At 58.7% G+C, this 18,210-nt stretch carries 23 protein-coding genes; 16 read left to right on the top strand and 7 right to left on the bottom strand.

Going from position 1 to position 18,210, the window contains the following annotated elements:
* Positions 1–218: 218 nt before the first annotated feature.
* The 10 genes from ACA044_RS00560 to ACA044_RS00515 all read left to right on the top strand — a co-directional run bounded on the left by ACA044_RS00560 (position 219) and on the right by ACA044_RS00515 (position 9,102).
* Positions 219–1,340, top strand: a complete 1,122-nt coding sequence (locus ACA044_RS00560; RefSeq protein WP_497444701.1) for a Re/Si-specific NAD(P)(+) transhydrogenase subunit alpha — start codon at positions 219–221, stop codon at positions 1,338–1,340.
* A gap of 15 nt (positions 1,341–1,355) precedes the next feature.
* Positions 1,356–1,679 (top strand): NAD(P) transhydrogenase subunit alpha part 2, encoded by a 324-nt coding sequence (locus ACA044_RS00555; protein ID WP_017335806.1) that lies wholly within the window; start codon positions 1,356–1,358, stop codon positions 1,677–1,679.
* On the top strand, positions 1,679–3,115 hold the full coding sequence (locus ACA044_RS00550; RefSeq protein ID WP_497444700.1) for an NAD(P)(+) transhydrogenase (Re/Si-specific) subunit beta: 1,437 nt from the start codon (positions 1,679–1,681) through the stop codon (positions 3,113–3,115). The genes ACA044_RS00555 and ACA044_RS00550 overlap by 1 nt, the downstream gene beginning before the upstream one ends.
* A gap of 188 nt (positions 3,116–3,303) precedes the next feature.
* The gene (scpC, locus tag ACA044_RS00545; protein WP_497444699.1) at positions 3,304–4,797 is read left to right on the top strand and encodes a succinyl-CoA:acetate CoA-transferase ScpC; all 1,494 of its coding nucleotides are present in this window, start codon (positions 3,304–3,306) and stop codon (positions 4,795–4,797) included.
* A 320-nt stretch (positions 4,798–5,117) separates the two neighbouring features.
* Positions 5,118–5,333 (top strand): DUF1127 domain-containing protein, encoded by a 216-nt coding sequence (locus ACA044_RS00540; protein ID WP_007902752.1) that lies wholly within the window; start codon positions 5,118–5,120, stop codon positions 5,331–5,333.
* A gap of 261 nt (positions 5,334–5,594) precedes the next feature.
* Positions 5,595–5,804 (top strand): DUF1127 domain-containing protein, encoded by a 210-nt coding sequence (locus tag ACA044_RS00535; RefSeq protein ID WP_497444698.1) that lies wholly within the window; start codon positions 5,595–5,597, stop codon positions 5,802–5,804.
* A gap of 135 nt (positions 5,805–5,939) precedes the next feature.
* Complete coding sequence (locus tag ACA044_RS00530; RefSeq protein ID WP_497444697.1) at positions 5,940–6,257, top strand: DUF2388 domain-containing protein; 318 nt, start codon at positions 5,940–5,942, stop codon at positions 6,255–6,257.
* A gap of 220 nt (positions 6,258–6,477) precedes the next feature.
* Positions 6,478–6,795, top strand: a complete 318-nt coding sequence (locus ACA044_RS00525; protein WP_497444696.1) for a DUF2388 domain-containing protein — start codon at positions 6,478–6,480, stop codon at positions 6,793–6,795.
* A 28-nt stretch (positions 6,796–6,823) separates the two neighbouring features.
* The gene (locus ACA044_RS00520) at positions 6,824–7,144 is read left to right on the top strand and encodes a DUF2388 domain-containing protein (RefSeq protein ID WP_497444695.1); all 321 of its coding nucleotides are present in this window, start codon (positions 6,824–6,826) and stop codon (positions 7,142–7,144) included.
* A complete protein-coding gene (locus ACA044_RS00515; protein WP_497444694.1) occupies positions 7,141–9,102 on the top strand; it encodes a DUF7844 domain-containing protein in 1,962 nt (653 codons plus the stop codon). The genes ACA044_RS00520 and ACA044_RS00515 overlap by 4 nt, the downstream gene beginning before the upstream one ends.
* Positions 9,103–9,284: 182 nt before the next feature.
* Here ACA044_RS00515 and ACA044_RS00510 read toward each other — a convergent pair whose 3' ends face one another.
* The 3 genes from ACA044_RS00510 to trpB all read right to left on the bottom strand — a co-directional run bounded on the left by ACA044_RS00510 (position 9,285) and on the right by trpB (position 11,896).
* Complete coding sequence (locus ACA044_RS00510; RefSeq protein WP_497444693.1) at positions 9,285–9,728, bottom strand: anti-virulence regulator CigR family protein; 444 nt, start codon at positions 9,726–9,728, stop codon at positions 9,285–9,287.
* Positions 9,729–9,848: 120 nt separating this feature from the next.
* Positions 9,849–10,661, bottom strand: coding sequence for a tryptophan synthase subunit alpha (trpA, locus tag ACA044_RS00505; protein ID WP_497444692.1), 813 nt, complete (start codon positions 10,659–10,661; stop codon positions 9,849–9,851).
* Entirely contained in the window at positions 10,661–11,896 is a 1,236-nt protein-coding gene (gene trpB / locus ACA044_RS00500; protein WP_497444691.1) for a tryptophan synthase subunit beta, read from the bottom strand. The genes trpA and trpB overlap by 1 nt, the downstream gene beginning before the upstream one ends.
* 112 nt (positions 11,897–12,008) lie before the next feature.
* Between trpB and ACA044_RS00495 the strand changes: the two genes are divergently transcribed.
* Complete coding sequence (locus ACA044_RS00495; RefSeq protein WP_497444690.1) at positions 12,009–12,902, top strand: LysR family transcriptional regulator; 894 nt, start codon at positions 12,009–12,011, stop codon at positions 12,900–12,902.
* Here the strand turns inward: ACA044_RS00495 and ACA044_RS00490 are convergent.
* Positions 12,899–13,225 (bottom strand): ElaB/YgaM/YqjD family protein, encoded by a 327-nt coding sequence (locus ACA044_RS00490; protein ID WP_454246355.1) that lies wholly within the window; start codon positions 13,223–13,225, stop codon positions 12,899–12,901. The two genes, ACA044_RS00495 and ACA044_RS00490, sit on opposite strands and share 4 nt — an antisense overlap.
* 155 nt (positions 13,226–13,380) lie before the next feature.
* Between ACA044_RS00490 and ACA044_RS00485 the strand changes: the two genes are divergently transcribed.
* Both ACA044_RS00485 and ACA044_RS00480 read left to right on the top strand, forming a co-directional pair.
* Positions 13,381–13,596 (top strand): dodecin, encoded by a 216-nt coding sequence (locus tag ACA044_RS00485; protein ID WP_007902773.1) that lies wholly within the window; start codon positions 13,381–13,383, stop codon positions 13,594–13,596.
* 130 nt (positions 13,597–13,726) lie between these two features.
* Positions 13,727–13,951, top strand: coding sequence for a DUF1161 domain-containing protein (locus tag ACA044_RS00480; protein ID WP_497444689.1), 225 nt, complete (start codon positions 13,727–13,729; stop codon positions 13,949–13,951).
* 68 nt (positions 13,952–14,019) lie between these two features.
* Here ACA044_RS00480 and ACA044_RS00475 read toward each other — a convergent pair whose 3' ends face one another.
* The gene (locus ACA044_RS00475) at positions 14,020–15,021 is read right to left on the bottom strand and encodes an LLM class flavin-dependent oxidoreductase (protein WP_253554308.1); all 1,002 of its coding nucleotides are present in this window, start codon (positions 15,019–15,021) and stop codon (positions 14,020–14,022) included.
* Between the two features lie 238 nt (positions 15,022–15,259).
* Here ACA044_RS00475 and ACA044_RS00470 point away from each other — a divergent pair, with 238 nt between their 5' ends.
* Positions 15,260–15,691, top strand: a complete 432-nt coding sequence (locus ACA044_RS00470; RefSeq protein WP_497444688.1) for an OsmC family protein — start codon at positions 15,260–15,262, stop codon at positions 15,689–15,691.
* 189 nt (positions 15,692–15,880) lie between these two features.
* The gene (locus tag ACA044_RS00465; RefSeq protein WP_497444687.1) at positions 15,881–16,114 is read left to right on the top strand and encodes a DUF1161 domain-containing protein; all 234 of its coding nucleotides are present in this window, start codon (positions 15,881–15,883) and stop codon (positions 16,112–16,114) included.
* A gap of 6 nt (positions 16,115–16,120) precedes the next feature.
* On the opposite strand, the gene ACA044_RS00460 is transcribed toward ACA044_RS00465, so the two are convergent.
* Together ACA044_RS00460 and ACA044_RS00455 are read right to left on the bottom strand one after the other, a co-directional pair.
* Positions 16,121–16,540, bottom strand: coding sequence for a PA0061/PA0062 family lipoprotein (locus ACA044_RS00460; protein ID WP_497444686.1), 420 nt, complete (start codon positions 16,538–16,540; stop codon positions 16,121–16,123).
* Positions 16,541–16,580: 40 nt separating this feature from the next.
* Positions 16,581–16,997 (bottom strand): PA0061/PA0062 family lipoprotein, encoded by a 417-nt coding sequence (locus tag ACA044_RS00455; protein WP_497444685.1) that lies wholly within the window; start codon positions 16,995–16,997, stop codon positions 16,581–16,583.
* 58 nt (positions 16,998–17,055) lie between these two features.
* Between ACA044_RS00455 and ACA044_RS00450 the strand changes: the two genes are divergently transcribed.
* Complete coding sequence (locus ACA044_RS00450) at positions 17,056–18,147, top strand: aminopeptidase (protein ID WP_497444684.1); 1,092 nt, start codon at positions 17,056–17,058, stop codon at positions 18,145–18,147.
* Positions 18,148–18,210 lie beyond the last annotated feature (63 nt).

Genomic DNA, 18,210 nt, shown 5'->3' with positions numbered 1-18,210 from the left:
CGGTCTGCAAGGGATTTAACCGACTGGTGCGACATTCGGTCACGGGGTGACTTGTAGTTAATTTTCCGTCACCCATCATAATCCCTTGAAGGGCACAAAGTTCGCCTGCAAAATGCCGCGCCCCGCCCTGATTTGGCGGGATCGTGCTGATCGGCCGCCCCAGTCGCACCATCCGAAGTGCCTGGGTTTACTCAACAAGATCACGCAGGAGATTTGACGTGCACATTGGTGTTCCTCTCGAAACCCAGACGGGTGAAACACGGGTTGCTGCAACCCCGGAAACCATCAAGAAGCTGATCAGCCAGGGCCATAAAGTCACTGTGCAAAGCGGCGCCGGCACTAATGCCAGCGTTGTCGACAGTGCTTATGAAGTGGCAGGCGCAACCATTGGCAGCGCCAACGATGCGTTTGGCGCCGAACTGATTCTCAAGGTGGTTGCCCCCAGCGACAGTGAGCTGACGCTGATCAAGAGCGGCACCGTAGTGGTGGGCATGCTCAACCCGTTCAGCAATGAAACCATTGCCAAACTGGCCGAGTGCGGCATTACCGCGTTTGCGCTGGAAGCTGCGCCGCGTACCTCCCGTGCCCAGAGCCTGGATGTGTTGTCCTCCCAGGCGAACATCGCCGGCTATAAAGCCGTGTTGCTGGCCGCTCACTACTATCCGCGCTTCATGCCGATGCTGATGACCGCTGCGGGCACCGTGAAAGCGGCGCGCGTGCTGATTCTCGGTGCCGGTGTGGCCGGCTTGCAGGCGATCGCCACCGCGAAACGTCTGGGTGCGGTGATCGAAGCGTCTGACGTGCGCCCTGCAGTAAAGGAACAAATCGAATCCCTGGGTGCGAAATTCGTCGACGTGCCGTACGAAACCGATGAAGAGCGCGAATGCGCCGTCGGTGTTGGCGGTTATGCGCGACCAATGCCCGCCAGTTGGATGCAGCGTCAGGCCCTGGCCGTGCACGAACGCGCCAAGCAGGCTGACATCGTCATTACCACCGCACTGATTCCGGGCCGCAAGGCGCCGACGCTGCTGAGTGCAGAAACCGTGGCGCAGATGAAGCCCGGCTCAGTGGTCATCGACCTCGCCGCTGCCCAGGGCGGCAACTGTCCGCTGACAGTGGCCGATCAGGTGGTCGTCGAAAATGGCGTGACCATTTGCGGTCCGACCAACCTGGCCAGCGCAGTCGCGGCAGATGCTTCTGCACTGTACGCGCGCAACCTGCTGGACTTCCTGAAACTGGTCTTCAACAAAGAAGGCCAGTTTGAAGTGAACCTCGAAGACGACATCGTCGCCGCGTGCCTGATGTGCCGCGACGGCCAAGTCATCCGCAAAAACGCCTAAGCAGGGATTCAGACGATGGAAGAGCTTATCTCCCCCGGTATCTACAACCTGATCATCTTCGTGCTGGCGATTTATGTCGGTTATCACGTGGTCTGGAACGTTACACCTGCACTGCACACGCCTTTGATGGCAGTAACTAACGCGATCTCGGCGATCGTGATCGTTGGTGCCATGCTCGCCGCAGCTTTGACCGTAACGCCTCTGGGCAAAACCATGGGCACCCTGGCGGTGGCTCTGGCGGCAGTGAACGTGTTTGGTGGCTTCCTGGTCACCCGCAGGATGCTTGAGATGTTCAAGAAAAAAGCCCCGAAAGCGGTAAAAGAAGAGGCGTCCAAGTAATGAGCATGAATCTCGTCACGACGCTCTACTTGATCGCGTCGATCTGCTTCATCCAGGCCCTCAAAGGCCTGTCGCACCCGACCACGTCGCGGCGCGGCAATGTGTACGGCATGCTCGGCATGGCGTTGGCGATCCTCACCACCGTCGGCCTCATCTATAAACTGGGTGCTGAGCTGGCCACCGCTGGCATCGGCTACGTCATTGTGGGTCTGTTGGTCGGCGGCACCGCCGGTTCGATCATGGCCAAACGCGTTGAAATGACCAAGATGCCGGAACTGGTCGCCTTCATGCACAGCATGATCGGTATGGCCGCAGTGTTTATTGCCATCGCGGCCGTGGTCGAGCCGCAATCGCTGGGTATCGTCAAGCAACTGGGCGATGCGATTCCTGCCGGTAACCGACTGGAGCTGTTCCTCGGTGCCGCCATCGGTGCCATTACCTTCTCCGGTTCGGTGATCGCGTTCGGCAAGCTGTCGGGCAAGTACAAGTTCCGCTTGTTCCAGGGCGCACCCGTACAGTTCGGCGGCCAGCACAAACTGAACCTGCTGCTGGGTCTGGCGACGCTGGCACTGGGTGTCACCTTCATGCTGACCGGCAATCTCAGCGCGTTTGCTCTGATGCTGGCCCTCGCCTTCGTGATGGGCGTGCTGATCATCATCCCGATCGGCGGCGCCGACATGCCCGTCGTGGTGTCGATGCTCAACAGCTATTCCGGTTGGGCAGCAGCGGGTATCGGCTTTTCGCTGAACAACTCGATGCTGATTATTGCCGGCTCGCTGGTGGGTTCGTCCGGTGCAATCCTCTCGTACATCATGTGCAAGGCGATGAACCGTTCGTTCTTCAACGTGCTGCTCGGCGGTTTCGGCAACACCGCGGATGCCGCTGGCCCGGCTGGCTCGAAAGAAGCCCGTCCGGTGAAATCCGGCTCGGCGGACGACGCCACCTTCCTGCTGACCAACGCCGACACCGTGATCATCGTTCCAGGCTACGGCCTGGCGGTAGCTCGCGCGCAGCACGCATTGAAAGAGCTGACCGAGAAGCTGACCCACCGTGGCGTGACCGTGAAGTACGCAATCCACCCGGTTGCCGGTCGGATGCCTGGCCACATGAACGTGTTGCTGGCCGAGGCCGAGGTGCCTTACGACCAGGTATTCGAGATGGAAGACATCAACTCCGAGTTCGGTCAGGCCGACGTGGTGCTGGTGCTCGGCGCCAACGACGTGGTGAATCCGGCGGCCAAGAATGACCCGAAATCGCCGATTGCCGGCATGCCGATCCTCGAGGCGTTCAAAGCCAAGACCATCATCGTCAACAAGCGCTCGATGGCCAGCGGTTATGCCGGTCTGGACAACGAACTGTTCTATCTGGACAAGACCATGATGGTGTTCGGCGACGCCAAAAAAGTCATCGAAGACATGGTTAAAGCCGTCGACTAAAACCCTTCGGCAACCTGAACGCCCCGACTCGTCGGGGCGTTTTTGTTTGTGGCTGTTACCGATCCTGTAACGGTGTTTTGCTTGAAAGGCCCAAAATAGACACCTCGAATGCGACCTTGGTCGCGGGACGGGCAACGATCAAACTCACTAGACTGTCCACCTTGCTTCCGTTGCCCGAGAAAACAATCATGTACCGTGACCGTATTCGCTTGCCTTCATTGTTGGACAAGGTTATGAGCGCCGCTGACGCTGCTGCTCTGATTCAGGATGGCATGACCGTCGGCATGAGTGGCTTTACCCGCGCCGGCGAAGCGAAGGCCGTGCCTCACGCACTGGCCGAGCGCGCCAAGGTCACGCCGCTGAAAATCACCCTGATGACCGGCGCCAGCCTGGGCAACGACCTCGACAAACAACTGACGGAGGCCGGCGTACTGTCGCGACGCATGCCCTTCCAGGTGGACAGCACCTTGCGCAAGGCGATCAATGCCGGCGAAGTCATGTTCATCGACCAGCATCTGTCGGAAACCGTAGAGCAACTGCGTAACCAACAACTCAAACTGCCGGACATCGCAGTGATCGAAGCCGTGGCGATCACCGAGCAGGGGCACATCGTGCCAACCACCTCGGTGGGCAACTCGGCCAGCTTCGCGATTTTCGCCAAGCACGTGATCGTCGAGATCAATCTGGCACACAACCCGAATCTTGAAGGCCTTCACGACATCTATATCCCCACTTACCGGCCGACCCGTACGCCGATTCCGCTGGTGAAGGTCGACGATCGCATCGGCAGCACCGCCATCCCGATACCGCCGGAAAAAATAGTCGCGATCGTGATCACTCATCAGTCCGACTCGCCGTCCACTGTCTTGCCGCCGGACAGCGACACCCAGGCCATCGCTGACCATCTGATCGATTTCTTCAAGCAAGAGGTGGCAGCCGGGCGCATGACCAACAAGCTCGGTCCGCTGCAAGCCGGTATCGGCAGCATCGCCAACTCGGTGATGTGCGGCTTGATCGACTCGCCGTTCGAAGAACTGACCATGTACTCCGAAGTACTGCAGGATTCGACTTTCGATCTGATCGACGCCGGCAAGCTGAGCTTTGCTTCGGGCAGCTCGATCACCCTGTCGAGTCGGCGCAATGCCGATGTATTCGGGAATCTGGAACGCTATAAGGACAAGCTGGTGCTGCGCCCTCAGGAAATCTCGAACCATCCTGAAGTGGTACGGCGCCTGGGCATCATCGGTATCAACACCGCGCTGGAATTCGACCTGTACGGCAACGTCAACTCCACCCACGTCTGCGGCACGCGGATGATGAACGGCATCGGCGGCTCCGGCGACTTCGCGCGCAATGCGCACCTGGCGATCTTTGTCACCAAGTCGATCGCCAAGAGCGGCGCGATTTCCAGCGTGGTCCCCATGGTCAGCCATGTCGACCACACAGAACATGACGTCGACATTCTCGTGACCGAGATGGGCCTGGCCGACCTGCGTGGCCTGGCGCCACGTGAGCGCGCCCGCGTCATCATCGACAACTGTGTTCATCCGGACTATCGCCCAGCCTTGAATGACTACTTCACCGCCGCTTGTGCAGTCGGCGGGCACACCCCGCACATCCTGCGCGATGCCCTAAGTTGGCACATAAACCTGGAAGAAACCGGGCGCATGCTGACGGTGTAAATTGATCCAAATAACAGCTGATGCAAACACAGTTTCGTCAGTTCGCTGCTGCAACTGACAATTCCATAAAAAACTGTACTGCTGTACCGGTCTTTTCCTACAGTAATGACCCACCCTTTGTAGAGAAACGATCAAAAACGCACCATATTAGTGCCTACAGGTACAGTTGCCTCAATTTAGACCAGTACACTGCCATTTAACAGTTAACTGGTCTCTCACAATACAGGTGAACTGTATCTACAGAGACTGGCCAAACGAGAGGATCATTGGCATCAGTTAAACCACTACCTAATCCCGCCATAAGCGGAAGGATGTCAACCATGGAACGTACACTCAGTTCCGAACTGTTCTTCGAAGACACTGCTGCAAAAACCCAGGCTTCCATGCCTCTGCGCGTTATCGCCAACCTGATGCTGTGGCAGCGCCGCATCTCCAGCCGCCATCAACTGGCTCGTCTGGATTCGCGTCTGCTGGCTGACGCCGGGATTAGCGAAGCACAACGCTACGAAGAGCTGAGCAAGCCGTTCTGGCGCTAAGTTAGCGTCGCTGGCTCTGACCCACCGGGTCCACCGCCAGCAACCCGAATTGAACAAACAAAACCCGTCGTGGGAAACCACGACGGGTTTTGTCGTTTTGGAGCTTCACAGTGGGCCGTACAAAAGAGATAGCTACCAATAGGTACAGTTTATAGATCATACAAATTGAACCAGTACAATTTTGCCAGAGTGTATCTGTGCCGGCAGGCGTAACGGAGTCACCATTGAATCCCGACTGGCTGGCAAAAGGACCGCGCCTTCATGAATAACTTACTGAATGTTTCCATCATCACGCCTCAAGCGAAGCCCCGCTGGGCCAGGCTTCGAGGATTAATGAGAGCGTTCACCGACAGCCTGGAAAGGGCTCGCACCCGACGATTACTGGGCCAACTCAATGATCAACAGCTCTCGGACCTGGGCATCAGCCACGCCGATCGCCTCAACGAAGTGGACAAACCATTCTGGCGCTAGTGTTCTCCATTAGCAGACGGGACTGTTCTAACCGAGGTACACAGGCCTAATATTCAGATAGAACGTGGCGAACGCTTTACGACAGGCATCTGATCCCGCGCCACGTCTCAATCGATCTATCCAAAGGAGCTACCCATGTCCCGTCTTCGTCTGCTAAGTGCTGCCGCCCTGCTTGCCGTGGCTGCCAACTCCCATGCCACCAGCTTTATCGTGACCACCGATTCCGTTGTCGGTGGGCTGAAGGCTTCCTCCGACGCGACTTCGGATGTCTCGTCTTCCTTTCGCGACGACAAAATCGTCCGTGCCGCTCGTGACGACGCCGCCAGCTTCGTCGCCAGTGAAGGCACCATCCGTGGTGTGAAACTGGAAAGCGCACTCGACCATATTCGCCAACAGGCTCCACAACTGAATGCGACCGATGCACAGCTGGCCCAAGCCATCCTGACGATCTAAGCAACAGTTCTGAAGCGGGACACGCCCTACTGCTGGTCAGTTAAGCGCAATCCCTGGGAGCGGGCTTGCTCGCGAAGACGGCGACACAATCAACATTGATGTCGCCTGACACACCGCTTTCGCGAGCAAGCCCGCTCTCACAGATGTCCCAATATTTCGGCGCTGGCTCTAGGCCGGGCATTACGCTAGCCTTGAGATTCGCTTTCAGCTATCGAGTCTCATGCGTTTTCTTTCAAGTCTGTTGATCACTCCGGTTGTTCTTGCGGCTTGCTGGTCGGGCTCGGCCCTAGCCTTCGACGCCTTCAACCTTTCTACACAAGGCATCGTGGCCAGTGGTTATGCCACCAGCATGGTGACCTCCGTGCCCTTCGACCATAAACTGCTGATCGCCGCCCAGAATGACGCTGCCGCGTTCATTGCCAGTGACGGCCAACTGCGAGGAGCGCAACTGGAGTCCGCCTTGATTTACCTGCGCCGGAGCCAGCCAAAACTTCATGCCAGCGACCTTGAACTGGCGCAGGCAATTCTCGTCCAATAGTTATCCCTTGTTCCTCCGGAGTCGTTCCATGCGTAGCCCGCTGATTGCTGCCACCCTTGGCCTGCTGTTGTTGGCCGACGTGGTCCAGGCGCACACCCTGGTAGCCACCAGTAACATCATCATTCGTGCCTCCCAGCGCACGCTTGATTTCACGTCCGATACCACCACGTCCATCCGCGATTCGAAGATCGTCCGTGAAGCCCAGGACGACGCGGCCAGTTTCGTCGCCAGCGACGGTGAAATCCGTGGTGCACACCTGGAAGCGGCCTTCGACACCTTGCGCACCCGCGTACCGGAAGCCCGCGACGCCAGTGATCAGGTTCTCGCCGAAGCCATCCTCGCACTGTGAAGTCACTCGGCGCCTGGCTACTGGCCGGGGTCGTGTTGCTGCTTGGCAACACGGCTCAGGCAGGCCTGCAATTACGGCTCAAGACCGACGGTCTGAGCCCCGCGCAGCAGCAGGCCAGTCAGGCACTGCTCGATGAAGCCATGCGCGCGCTTCCGCCTCGTTTCATCGAGCAACTGGACCGGCGCATCGACGTCGGTTGGACCGACGACATGCCGAGCGATGCCTACGGCCAGGCATCGCTGGTGTCCGAGCTCGACCTGAATCGCAACCTGCTCGCCAGCCTCACCGACGGCAGCGCAGCGACCAAAAAAACTTATCGTCCCCACGCTACCGTGCGCCGGGAAATGCTCGCCACGGTGTTGCACGAGCTCACCCATATTTATGACCGCGCACGCCTGTGGCCAGACGCCGAGCGCACGCTGATCCAGCGCTGCAAGCAACGCAACAGCAGCTCCGGGCCGATCGGCATCCCGGATCAGTGCCGTGGGCAGACGGCACGACGCTGGACCCTCAGCGACGACCCTCGCCTGCTGGACCTCGCTGGCTGGCCGCAATACGTCGGTCGGCGCGGCGAGCGCGAACAGCACAACCGGCAGATTGCCCGCAGCCCGGACATCTACGAAACGAGCAGCCCGAAGGAATTCGTCGCGGTCAACATGGAGTACTTCCTGCTCGACCCAAGCTATGCCTGCCGTCGCCCTGCGCTGTATCGCTACTACAAAGAGCATTTCGGCTGGGCACCCGCCGCCAAAGACACATGCGGTAAATCCTTCGCGTTCCTCAATGCCGGCAACGACTTCGCCAAACAACCCTTGGGCCAGGTCGATCCGGAACGGGTTTACGCCGTCGACTATCTGCTGGCAGAAGCCAACCAGAACTGGGTCAGCCGCTGGGGCCACAGCATGCTGCGACTGGTGATCTGCGCACCTGGACGACCTCGCGGGCCGGATTGTCGGCTGGACCTGGATCAGCATCTGGTGTTGTCCTACCGCGCCTTCGTCGGTGACGTACAGCTATCAAGCTGGGATGGACTGGTGGGCAAATATCCGTCGCGCCTGTTTGTCTTGCCACTGGCCCAAGTGATCGACGAATACACCAAGACCGAACTGCGTAGCCTGGCGTCGGTGCCGCTGAACCTGTCCCGCAGCGAGATTGAAGACGTGGTGGAACACGCCGCGGAGATGCACTGGAGTTACGACGGCAACTATTTTTTCCTGTCCAACAACTGCGCGGTAGAAGGCCTGAAATTACTGCGCAGCAGCACCAACAATGCGCAACTGGTCGGCCTCGACAGCATCATGCCCAACGGCTTGCTGGAAGTGCTCAAGGGCCGTGGGCTGGCGGACACTAGTGTGCTGGACGATCCCCGCGAAGCGCTACGCCTGGGCTATCGCTTCGATTCCTTCCGCGAGCGTTATCAAGCGATGTTCGAAGTGCTGAAGAAGCATTTGCCGATCAAGCAGGAAAAGGTCGAAGACTGGTTGTTGTTGAAAGCGCAAGAGCGCCGCAAATGGATTGACCAGGCTGACTTGCGCACCAGCGCGGCGTTGTTGCTGCTGGAGCAAGCCAGTTTCCGTCAGCAGGTGGTGTTGGCGCAGGACGAAGTGAAGCAACGCTATCTGGGTGCTCGGGAACTGAACAACGGCGGCATGGATAAGGCCAACGCAACTTTGCAGCAGATTCTCGCCAACAGCGGCTTCCTCAGCCGTCCGGCTGAACTGCTCGGCACCGGTGGTTATGGTTTGCCACAGCCGAGCGAGTGGACGCGCCTGGAATCGGAAAGCAGTCTGCGCCAGAAGCAGCTTCAAGCGCTGACCGGAGATCTCGACAAAGAAGTCAGAGCCTTGCTCGAACCGAGCCGTGCCGCTGAGATGGCCGCCAACGAAGCCAACCTGAAGCAGGTTGGCGAACATCTGAGGAAGCTGCACAAGGCCGCGGGTGGGTTGGAGTTGCCCTAGTTGAAATATCACGGGCCCCGTAGCAGCTGCCGAAGGCTGCGTTCGGCTGTGAAACAGTCGTAAACCCGGGTACCTCGGTCTATCTGAAACAATGCGATGCATAATTTCACGACTGCTTCGCAGCCGAACGCAGCCTTCGGCAGCTGCTACATAAGCCGGGGTTGCCTGTTGATATCCGGTCGTCAGTAGAGCACCCCATCAAGAATTTCATAAACGATCCCGGTTCCCACGGCGATCAGCACAATGTCGCCGCCCGCACGACGCCACTCGTAACCCGGGTAGTACGGCAGTCGGCCCAACGCGCGGTTATCCAGGCGTTCGCCGTAATAACCGTGAGGCAACGGCCGCCCACGGACCAGATGAACACCGGGAGGTGGCGGCGCACCACGTACGAAGTAGCCATGATTATCGCGGATGGTCTGGCGCACCGGGCCGAAGTCCCGTGGTGGACCGCCGCGACGATTGTCCTGCGGGCCACGGTGATCGCCGCCGCGGTTATCGTAATGGCCCTGCTGCGGGCCGCCGCGTTCGTGATCGTCGCGCTGATCGGCGCTGGCGTGCAGCAATGGGGTCGCACTGAGCATCAGCACGCCCAGGCTGGCAATCAGACGTTTGTGCATTTTCATCAGGTCTTTCCTCACAGCCATACAGCAAAAAGGGCTTCAGAACGTAGTCCTGAAGCCCTCGGTCTTGCTGTTTAGTCTGTGCTGCGAGGCTCTAATTCCTCTGTATCAGGAACTTTACCTTCAGCTGACCCGCGCTTTACGCACGCCGTCGGACAAGGCCGCGCACAGACTGAGTACGCCCTCCACAGCCTGATCCGGCGTTGAGGCATTGGCGATGTGATCGATCAGCGCCGACCCCACCACCACACCGTCAGCCAGGCGTGCGATGGACGCTGCTTGTTCCGGTGTACGAATACCGAAACCGATACTGATCGGCAAATCGGTATGGCGACGCAGACGGGTAACGGCTTCTTCGACATGTTCCAGAGTCGCCGCGCCCGCACCGGTCACACCCGCCACCGACACGTAGTAAACAAATCCGGAGCTGCCATTCAGAACGGTCGGCAGACGCACGTCGTCAGTGGTCGGGGTGGTCAGGCGGATGAAGTCCAGGCCCGCCGCCTGTGCCGGGTCACACAGCTCGCCGTTATGCTCCGGCGGCATGTCGACCACGATCAGGCCATCGACACCGGCGTCTTTGGCTTCAGCGATGAAACGCGGCACGCCGTACATGTGAATCGGGTTGAAGTAACCCATCAACACCAGCGGCGTCTCGCTATTGCCTTCACGGAACTCGCGAACCATTTGCAGGGTTTTCGCCAGGTTCTGTTTGGCGCCCAAGGCACGAATGTTGGCCAGCTGAATGGCCGGGCCATCGGCCATTGGATCGGTGAAGGGCATGCCCAATTCGATCACGTCGGCGCCAGCACCGGGCAAGCCTTTGAGGATCGCCAGGGATGTGTCGTAGCTCGGGTCGCCGGCGGTCACAAAGGTCACCAGGGCGGCGCGGTTCTGTTCCTTGAGTTCGGCAAAGCGCGTTTGCAGGCGGCTCATCAGTGTTTCTCCTGCTTGGATTGCTCTTGTTGAGAGTGTTCCATGTGGTGCATCACGGTCTGCATGTCTTTGTCGCCACGGCCGGACAGGTTGACCACCATCAGATGATCTTTGGGCAGCGTCGGCGCGCGTTTGAACACTTCGGCCAGGGCATGGGCGCTTTCCAGTGCAGGAATGATCCCTTCCAGGCGACAGCATTTGTGGAACGCGTCGAGGGCTTCGTCGTCGGTCACCGAGGTGTACTGGACGCGGCCGATGTCGTGCAACCAGGCGTGTTCCGGGCCGATGCCTGGATAGTCGAGGCCGGCGGAAATCGAGTGGGCGTCGATGATCTGACCGTCGTCGTCCTGCAACAGGAACGTACGGTTGCCGTGCAGCACGCCCGGTACGCCGCCGTTCAGGCTGGCCGCGTGCTTGCCGGTTTCGATGCCATAACCGGCGGCTTCGACGCCGATGATCTCGACGTTTTTGTCATCAAGGAATGGGTGGAACAGGCCCATGGCGTTGGAACCACCGCCAATGCACGCCACCAGGCTGTCGGGCAGACGACCTTCCTGGGCTTGCAACTGCTCGCGGGTTTCCTTACCGATGACCGCCTGGAAGTCGCGAACCATGGCAGGGTACGGGTGTGGACCGGCCACGGTGCCGATCAGGTAGAAGGTGCTGTCGACGTTGGTCACCCAGTCACGCAGGGCTTCGTTCATCGCATCTTTAAGGGTGCCGGTGCCGGCGACCACCGGGATCACTTCGGCGCCCAGCAGCTTCATGCGAAACACGTTGGCTTGCTGACGTTCGATATCAGTGGTGCCCATGTAGATCACGCATTCGAGGCCGAAGCGTGCGGCTACGGTGGCGGTCGCCACGCCGTGCATGCCGGCGCCAGTCTCAGCGATGATGCGCTTCTTGCCCATGCGCCGCGCCAGCAGGATCTGGCCGATGCAGTTGTTGATCTTGTGCGCGCCGGTGTGGTTCAGCTCTTCGCGCTTGAGATAAATCTTCGCGCCGCCGCAGAATTCTGTCAGACGCTCGGCGAAATACAGCGGGCTTGGACGTCCAACGTAATCACGCTGGAAGTAGGCCAATTCTTCTTTGAACGCCGGATCTTCCTTGGCCGCTTCATATTCGCGGGCCAGATCGAGGATCAACGGCATCAGGGTTTCGGCGACGTAGCGGCCACCGAACGCGCCAAACAGGCCGTTGGCGTCGGGGCCGTTACGCAGATTAGTCTGGGTCATGGGTCGCTCCAGTTGTATTCGAGAGGTGACGATGGGGTTCACTCTACCCCTGACATCCTGCACTGAAAACCGATAAGATCGCCGCAACCTGTCAGGAAAACTCACAGATCCCATGAGCCACGACCTCCCTCCGCTGAACGCCCTTCGCGCCTTCGAGGCCACTGCCCGCCTGAACAGCGTCAGTCAGGCTGCCGAACAGCTGCATGTCACTCATGGCGCGGTCAGTCGGCAACTCAAGGTGCTGGAAGAACATCTCGGCGTGAGTCTGTTCATCAAGGATGGACGCGGCCTTAAACTCACAGATGCCGGCATCCGTTTGCGTGATGCCAGCGGCGAAGCCTTCGAGCGTTTACGCGCCGTTTGCGCCGAGCTGACCCAAAGCACCGCCGATGCGCCGTTCGTGCTCGGGTGCTCGGGCAGCCTGCTGGCGCGCTGGTTCATTCCGCGTTTGGGGCGGCTCAATGCGGACCTGCCGGATCTGCGTTTGCACCTGTCGGCTGGCGAAGGCGATCTCGATCCACGGCGGCCCGGCCTGGATGCCTTGCTGGTGTTTGCCGAGCCGCCATGGCCGGCGGACATGCAGGTCTACGAATTGGCCAGCGAACGCATCGGCCCGGTCATGAGCCCACGATTTGTCGGTTACGAAAGGCTGCAGAACGCACCGGCAAACGCACTATTGACCGAACCCTTGCTGCACACCACTTCCCGTCCGCAAGCCTGGCCGAGTTGGGCACAGCAAAGCGGCCTCGACGACAAAGCGTTGAAGTACGGTCAGGGTTTCGAGCATTTGTATTATTTGCTGGAGGCGGCAGTGGCCGGCCTGGGTGTGGCCATCGCGCCTGAGCCGCTGGTGGCCGAAGACTTGAAGGCCGGTCGCCTGGTTGCGCCATGGGGTTTCTGCGAAACCCCGGCGCAACTGGCGTTGTGGCTACCCAAGCGCGCCGCGGACGGGCGCGCTCGGCAGTTGGCGCAGTGGCTTAAAAACGAACTGCGTCAGGCACATTAATTACCGCGTTTGCACAACAGGTAGGCCGCGAGCAGGCCCAGCGCACCGACGGCGACGCCGGCTGTAGTCCAAGGGTGTTCCTGGGCGTAGTCGCGTGTCGCGATCCCGGTTTCACGGGTTTTGACCTTGACCTCTTCATAGGCATCGGTGAGCAGATGGCGTGAATGTTTCAGCGCGTTCTCGGCGTTGATTTTCAGCGTTTTAAGGGTTTTACGCGACTCGTCCGAGGCGTCGTCCTTCAGGCTTTCCAACGATTTCAGCAGACTCTCGATCTCGGCTTCCATGCTTTGCAATGAGGCTTTGCGTAACGAAGTGTTGGCCATGGTGGCTCTCCTGCATTGTTGATGAGTGCGTGTGTTGGTTGGGACTTCAGGGGTGCGAGAAAGTGCAGTAAATCTGAACTTCCCCCCGGATTGGTTGGCAGAAGAAATAAGAAAAATCACTGCTAGGCTGTATTTCACACCCTTAGGAGAACGCCATGACTGACCATCACACCTATAAGAAAGTCGAGCTGGTTGGCTCATCCACCACCAGCATTGAAGACGCGATCAACAACGCCCTGGCGGAAGCCAACAAAAGCCTCAAGTACATGGAATGGTTTGAAGTGACCGAAACCCGTGGGCACATCAAGGACGGCAAAGCTGCACACTTCCAGGTGACGCTCAAAGTCGGATTCCGGATTGCCAGTAGCTGAGTTTGAGCTAGTCTTCTGAACTTGCGCGCTGGCCGAATGCCATAGGGAATGGCAAAGCGCTACGTGGTGAGCGCATCCGGCCGATGGCTGGATGCCCTCCCCCTATTGATCCGTCCAGGGAGTGCAACCGATGAAGACGTTTATTTTGGCGGTAGGTTTGTTGAGCCTTGCGGGAACAGCCTTTGCCCAGGGCAAGTCGTGCGAAGAGCTGAAAGCCGAAATCGCAGCAAAACTGGATGCCAAGGGTGTTTCCAACTACACACTGGAGATCGTCGACAAAGGCGCTGCAGCTGACGGAAAAGTCGTCGGCACCTGTGAAAAAGGCTCCAGGCAAATCGTCTACAAGCAGGGCTGACCGCCCTCGAAAATGAAAAAGCCGACGCAATGAATGGCGTCGGCTTTTTTACGGGTGCCGTTTGAGCCTCAGCCCTTCATGACCTGCGCCAGCAGCTCATAGGAGTGCACGCGATCGGCATGTTCGTACAGGTCGCAGGTAAAAATCAGCTCATCCGCCTGAGTCTGTTCGATCAGCACTTCCAGCTTGGCGCGAATCTTTTGCGGGCTACCGACCATGGCCAGGCCAAGGAAATCACCGACCGCTTCTTTCTCATGGGGCAGCCACAGGCCGTCCATGGTCTTCACTGGCGGGCGTTGCACCAGGCTCTGGCCACGCATCAACGCGAGAATCCGCTGGTAGACCGAAGTGGCCAGGTAATCAGCCTGCTCGTCAGTGTCTGCGGCCACCAGTGGCACGCCTAGCATCACGTAAGGCTTATCCAAAACCGCTGAAGGCTTGAAGTGGTTGCGGTAAACGCGAATCGCCTCATGCATGAAGCGCGGTGCGAAATGTGAGGCGAAGGCGTAGGGCAAACCGCGCTCACCGGCCAGCTGAGCACTGAACAAGCTCGAACCCAGCAACCAGATCGGAACGTTGGTGCCAGTACCCGGCATGGCAATGATCCGCTGGTCCGGCGTGCGTGGCCCGAGGTAGCGCATCAGTTCAGTCACGTCTTCCGGGAAGTCGTCGGCACTGCCGGAGCGCTCACGACGCAAGGCGCGGGCGGTCATCTGATCGGAGCCAGGGGCGCGACCCAGACCCAGGTCGATCCGGCCGGGATACAGACTTTCAAGAGTGCCGAATTGTTCGGCGATCACCAGCGGTGCGTGGTTGGGCAACATCACGCCACCCGAACCGACACGAATGGTCGAAGTGCCGCCGGCCAGATAGCCCAGGAGCACCGAGGTCGCCGAACTGGCGATCCCATCCATGTTGTGGTGTTCGGCGACCCAAAAACGGTTGTAGCCGAATTTTTCGACATGCTGCGCCAGGTCCAGGGAATTGCGCAGGGACTGGGCCGCACTGCCGTTCTCCCGCACAGGTACCAGATCAAGGGTCGAAAACTTGATATCAGACAGTCGTTTCATAAACCTGCTTCTCCAATGGGTAAGCAGGTTTTTTCACGAACTAAAACCTGCCGAGTCTATAAGCGTGTTCTCTGCAATGAGGGCATATACCCGAGTTTCAATAGGAGAAACAAAATTCCTACGCAATTAGAGGACTGATCAGATGAGGTGAACTTTGCCTGACGGTCTATCCTCAGAACCCTGGTAACCGAAAACCACGAAGGCGCGACGTTACGCGCCAGATCTTGAGGAGGCAGACATGGCTATCACAAAGAAAGCATCGGCTCATTGGGAAGGTGATCTGAAAACCGGTATCGGCTCGATTTCCACGGAAACCGGTGTACTCAGAGAAGCGCCCTATGGCTTCAAGGCCCGTTTCGAAGGCGGTAAAGGCACCAATCCGGAAGAGCTGATCGGTGCGGCTCACGCGGGCTGTTTCTCCATGGCATTTTCAATGATTCTCGGCGAGGCAGGCCTCAAGGCCGACAGCATCGACACCAATGCCGAAGTCACCCTGGACCAGGTGGACGGCGGCTTTGCGATCACCGCGGTAAAACTGATCCTCAAGGCGAAAATCCCCGGGGCAACACAAACGCAGTTCGAGGAATTGAGTAACAAGGCCAAAGAAGGCTGCCCAGTGTCCAAAGTGCTGAATGCGAAAATCAGCCTGGATGCGACGTTGGTCAACTAAATCGGGGTTAGCGCGATATAAGATCGCAGACTTTGGCAGCGCCTACATGGATCGAGTGACCTGTAGGCGCTATCGAAGGCTGCGATCTTTTTTGCGCTGAAACAAAACCTGGCTGGCGTAATTGTGGTCGAATAAATGACAGCAGCTTTAGCGCATCACCGTGCGCGCTGCCTCAAGGGAGCTTCAACCATGAAACGTTTTGCCTTGGCGGTTATCTGTTGCTCGCTGGCCACATCGGTCCTCGCGGCACCGAAATCCTGTGAGGAGCTCAAGGCCGAGATCGAAGCCAAGATCCAGGCCAATAACGTCTCGTCCTACACTCTGGAAATCGTCACCAATGACGAAGTTCACGATCAGAACATGGTCGTCGGCTCATGCGAAAGCGGCACCAAGAAAATCATCTACCAAAAAAATGACCGTTGACTCGTCTCACATGACGCAATGGGTCAGTCGATCTTCAGCGACGATCTCCCGCTTAGCGTTGTACAGCCGGGCACTGGGGGTGAACGCCAGAGAGCGAGCTTCCAGCAGATAACGCTGGCCGGCCTCGAAATGGTCGTAGTTGATGGTCAGATAGCACATCCGCTCCAGGGGAGTGTTCAACAGGCCCGGCCCCCCGCCAAACACTTCAAAATCGAAACGTACTCTCAATTCATGGCTACCCGGGGTGACCTGAAAGTAACGCCCGTCGTTCAGCCGCTGGCTGTCCAGCCGTTCGGCCATCAGCAGTTTCCCGCCGGGGCTCGGCGTAGCGAAGTCGACCCAGGCCATCTGCGGATCGACCGCCGGCAACGGGCTCGTGCAACCAACGAAGGCGCCTGCAGCGAGCAACAGCAATAACCTGCGCATGATAAATATCCCAAGGACTGGCCATTCAGCATAGCGCCGATCAGGTGCGTTGGCAGCCTGCCGGTGTGGCCTGTCCAATCACTTTTCGCTGCTGATCATAGAGCTTTGCCCACGGCCGAAAGCCGATATTCCCCGCTTGCAGCTGATACCGCTGACCGGCGTTGAAGTCCTTGAATTTCACATTCAACTGGCAGTCGCGCCACAGCGGCTCGGCATCGGGGCCAATGTTGGTCGGCTGGACCGCGAACAAATAGCGAACCGTCAGCTCATGACTGCCGGGCTGCACCTCGAAATAGCGCTTGTCGATGGAAGCCTTGTCATCGACTTCCAGCGCTTGCAGCGCGGCGTCTTCCTGCCGTGAATCCAGATCGATCCATGCCTGCGCAGGATCAGGGGTGGGCAATCCAGCACAACCGGCCAGCATCAGCAGGCCTCCCGTCAGCATCAACTTGCGCATAGCGGAGCTCCAATAGGCGGGATAGTCTTGCGGGCAGACTTTCCAGGGATGATTCATTTTGATCAGGCCGCGTCCAAGCCTTGGGTTACTTGATCGCGTTTTACGCATTTTGTTTCCGGGTGTGTTTCTTTTGTTGCTCAATGGCTGCGCCAGCATCAGCTATTACGGCCAATTGGCCAGTGGTCAGCTGCATTTGCTGCGGGCACGGGAGCCGGTTTCCAGTGTGATTGCCGATCCCCGCCGCGATCAGCAATTGCGCGCGCATCTGGCCCAATCACAAAAGGCCCGGACGTTCGCCAGCCAACACCTGTACCTACCGGACAACCAGAGCTACCGCTTGTACGCCGACATTGGCCGGCCGTTTGTCGTCTGGAATGTCTTTGCCACGCCGGAGTTTTCGCTGAAGCCGCAGAACCATTGCTTCCCCATCGCTGGCTGCGTCGCCTATCGCGGGTATTACAGCCAGAGCGCTGCCCGCGGTGAGGCCGCGTTGCAACGTCTGCAAGGTATGGACGTGTCGATTGGCGGCGTCGAGGCCTATTCGACGCTCGGTTGGTTCAACGACCCGATCATGAGCTCGATGATGGGTTGGGGCGACGAACGGTTGGCCACGCTGATTTTTCACGAACTCGCCCATCAACGCTTTTATGTGAAAGACGACACTGAGTTCAACGAGTCTTTCGCCACCTTCGTCGAACAGGAAGGCACTCGCCAATGGCGCGCATACCGCGGCATGCCGCCGGATAATGGAGCGTTGGTGCAGCAACGCGACCAGTTCATCCAGTTGGTTCTGGACACCCGCAAGAGACTGGAGCGGCTTTACGCCCTGCCACTGCCTGCCGAGCAAATGCGCGAGCGAAAAGCGGCAGAGTTCGAGCAATTGCGCCGTGAATACCGGACGCTGCGTGACAGCCGATGGGCCGGGAACAAACGCTACGACGCCTGGATCAACACCCCGATGAACAATGCTCGACTGCTCCCGTTTGGTTTGTATGACCAGTGGGTGTCGGCGTTTGCCGCACTGTTCAAACAGGTTGATGGGGATTGGGAAAGGTTTTATGCGGCGGTGGAGAGGCTGGGCACGTTGCCGGTTGGGGAGCGTAAGGTGGCGCTGAAAGTGTTGGCAGGATCAGCGAGTTCCGGTGGCTGAGCGGGCCTCTTCGCGAGCAAGCCCGCTCCCACATTAGATCTGCGAATACAGGTCCATTGTGGG

The organism is Pseudomonas sp. LBUM1673 (genome assembly GCF_059695645.1).
The sequence above is the reverse complement of the archived record's forward strand: the minus strand, read 5'-3'. Positions and strand labels throughout refer to the sequence as shown.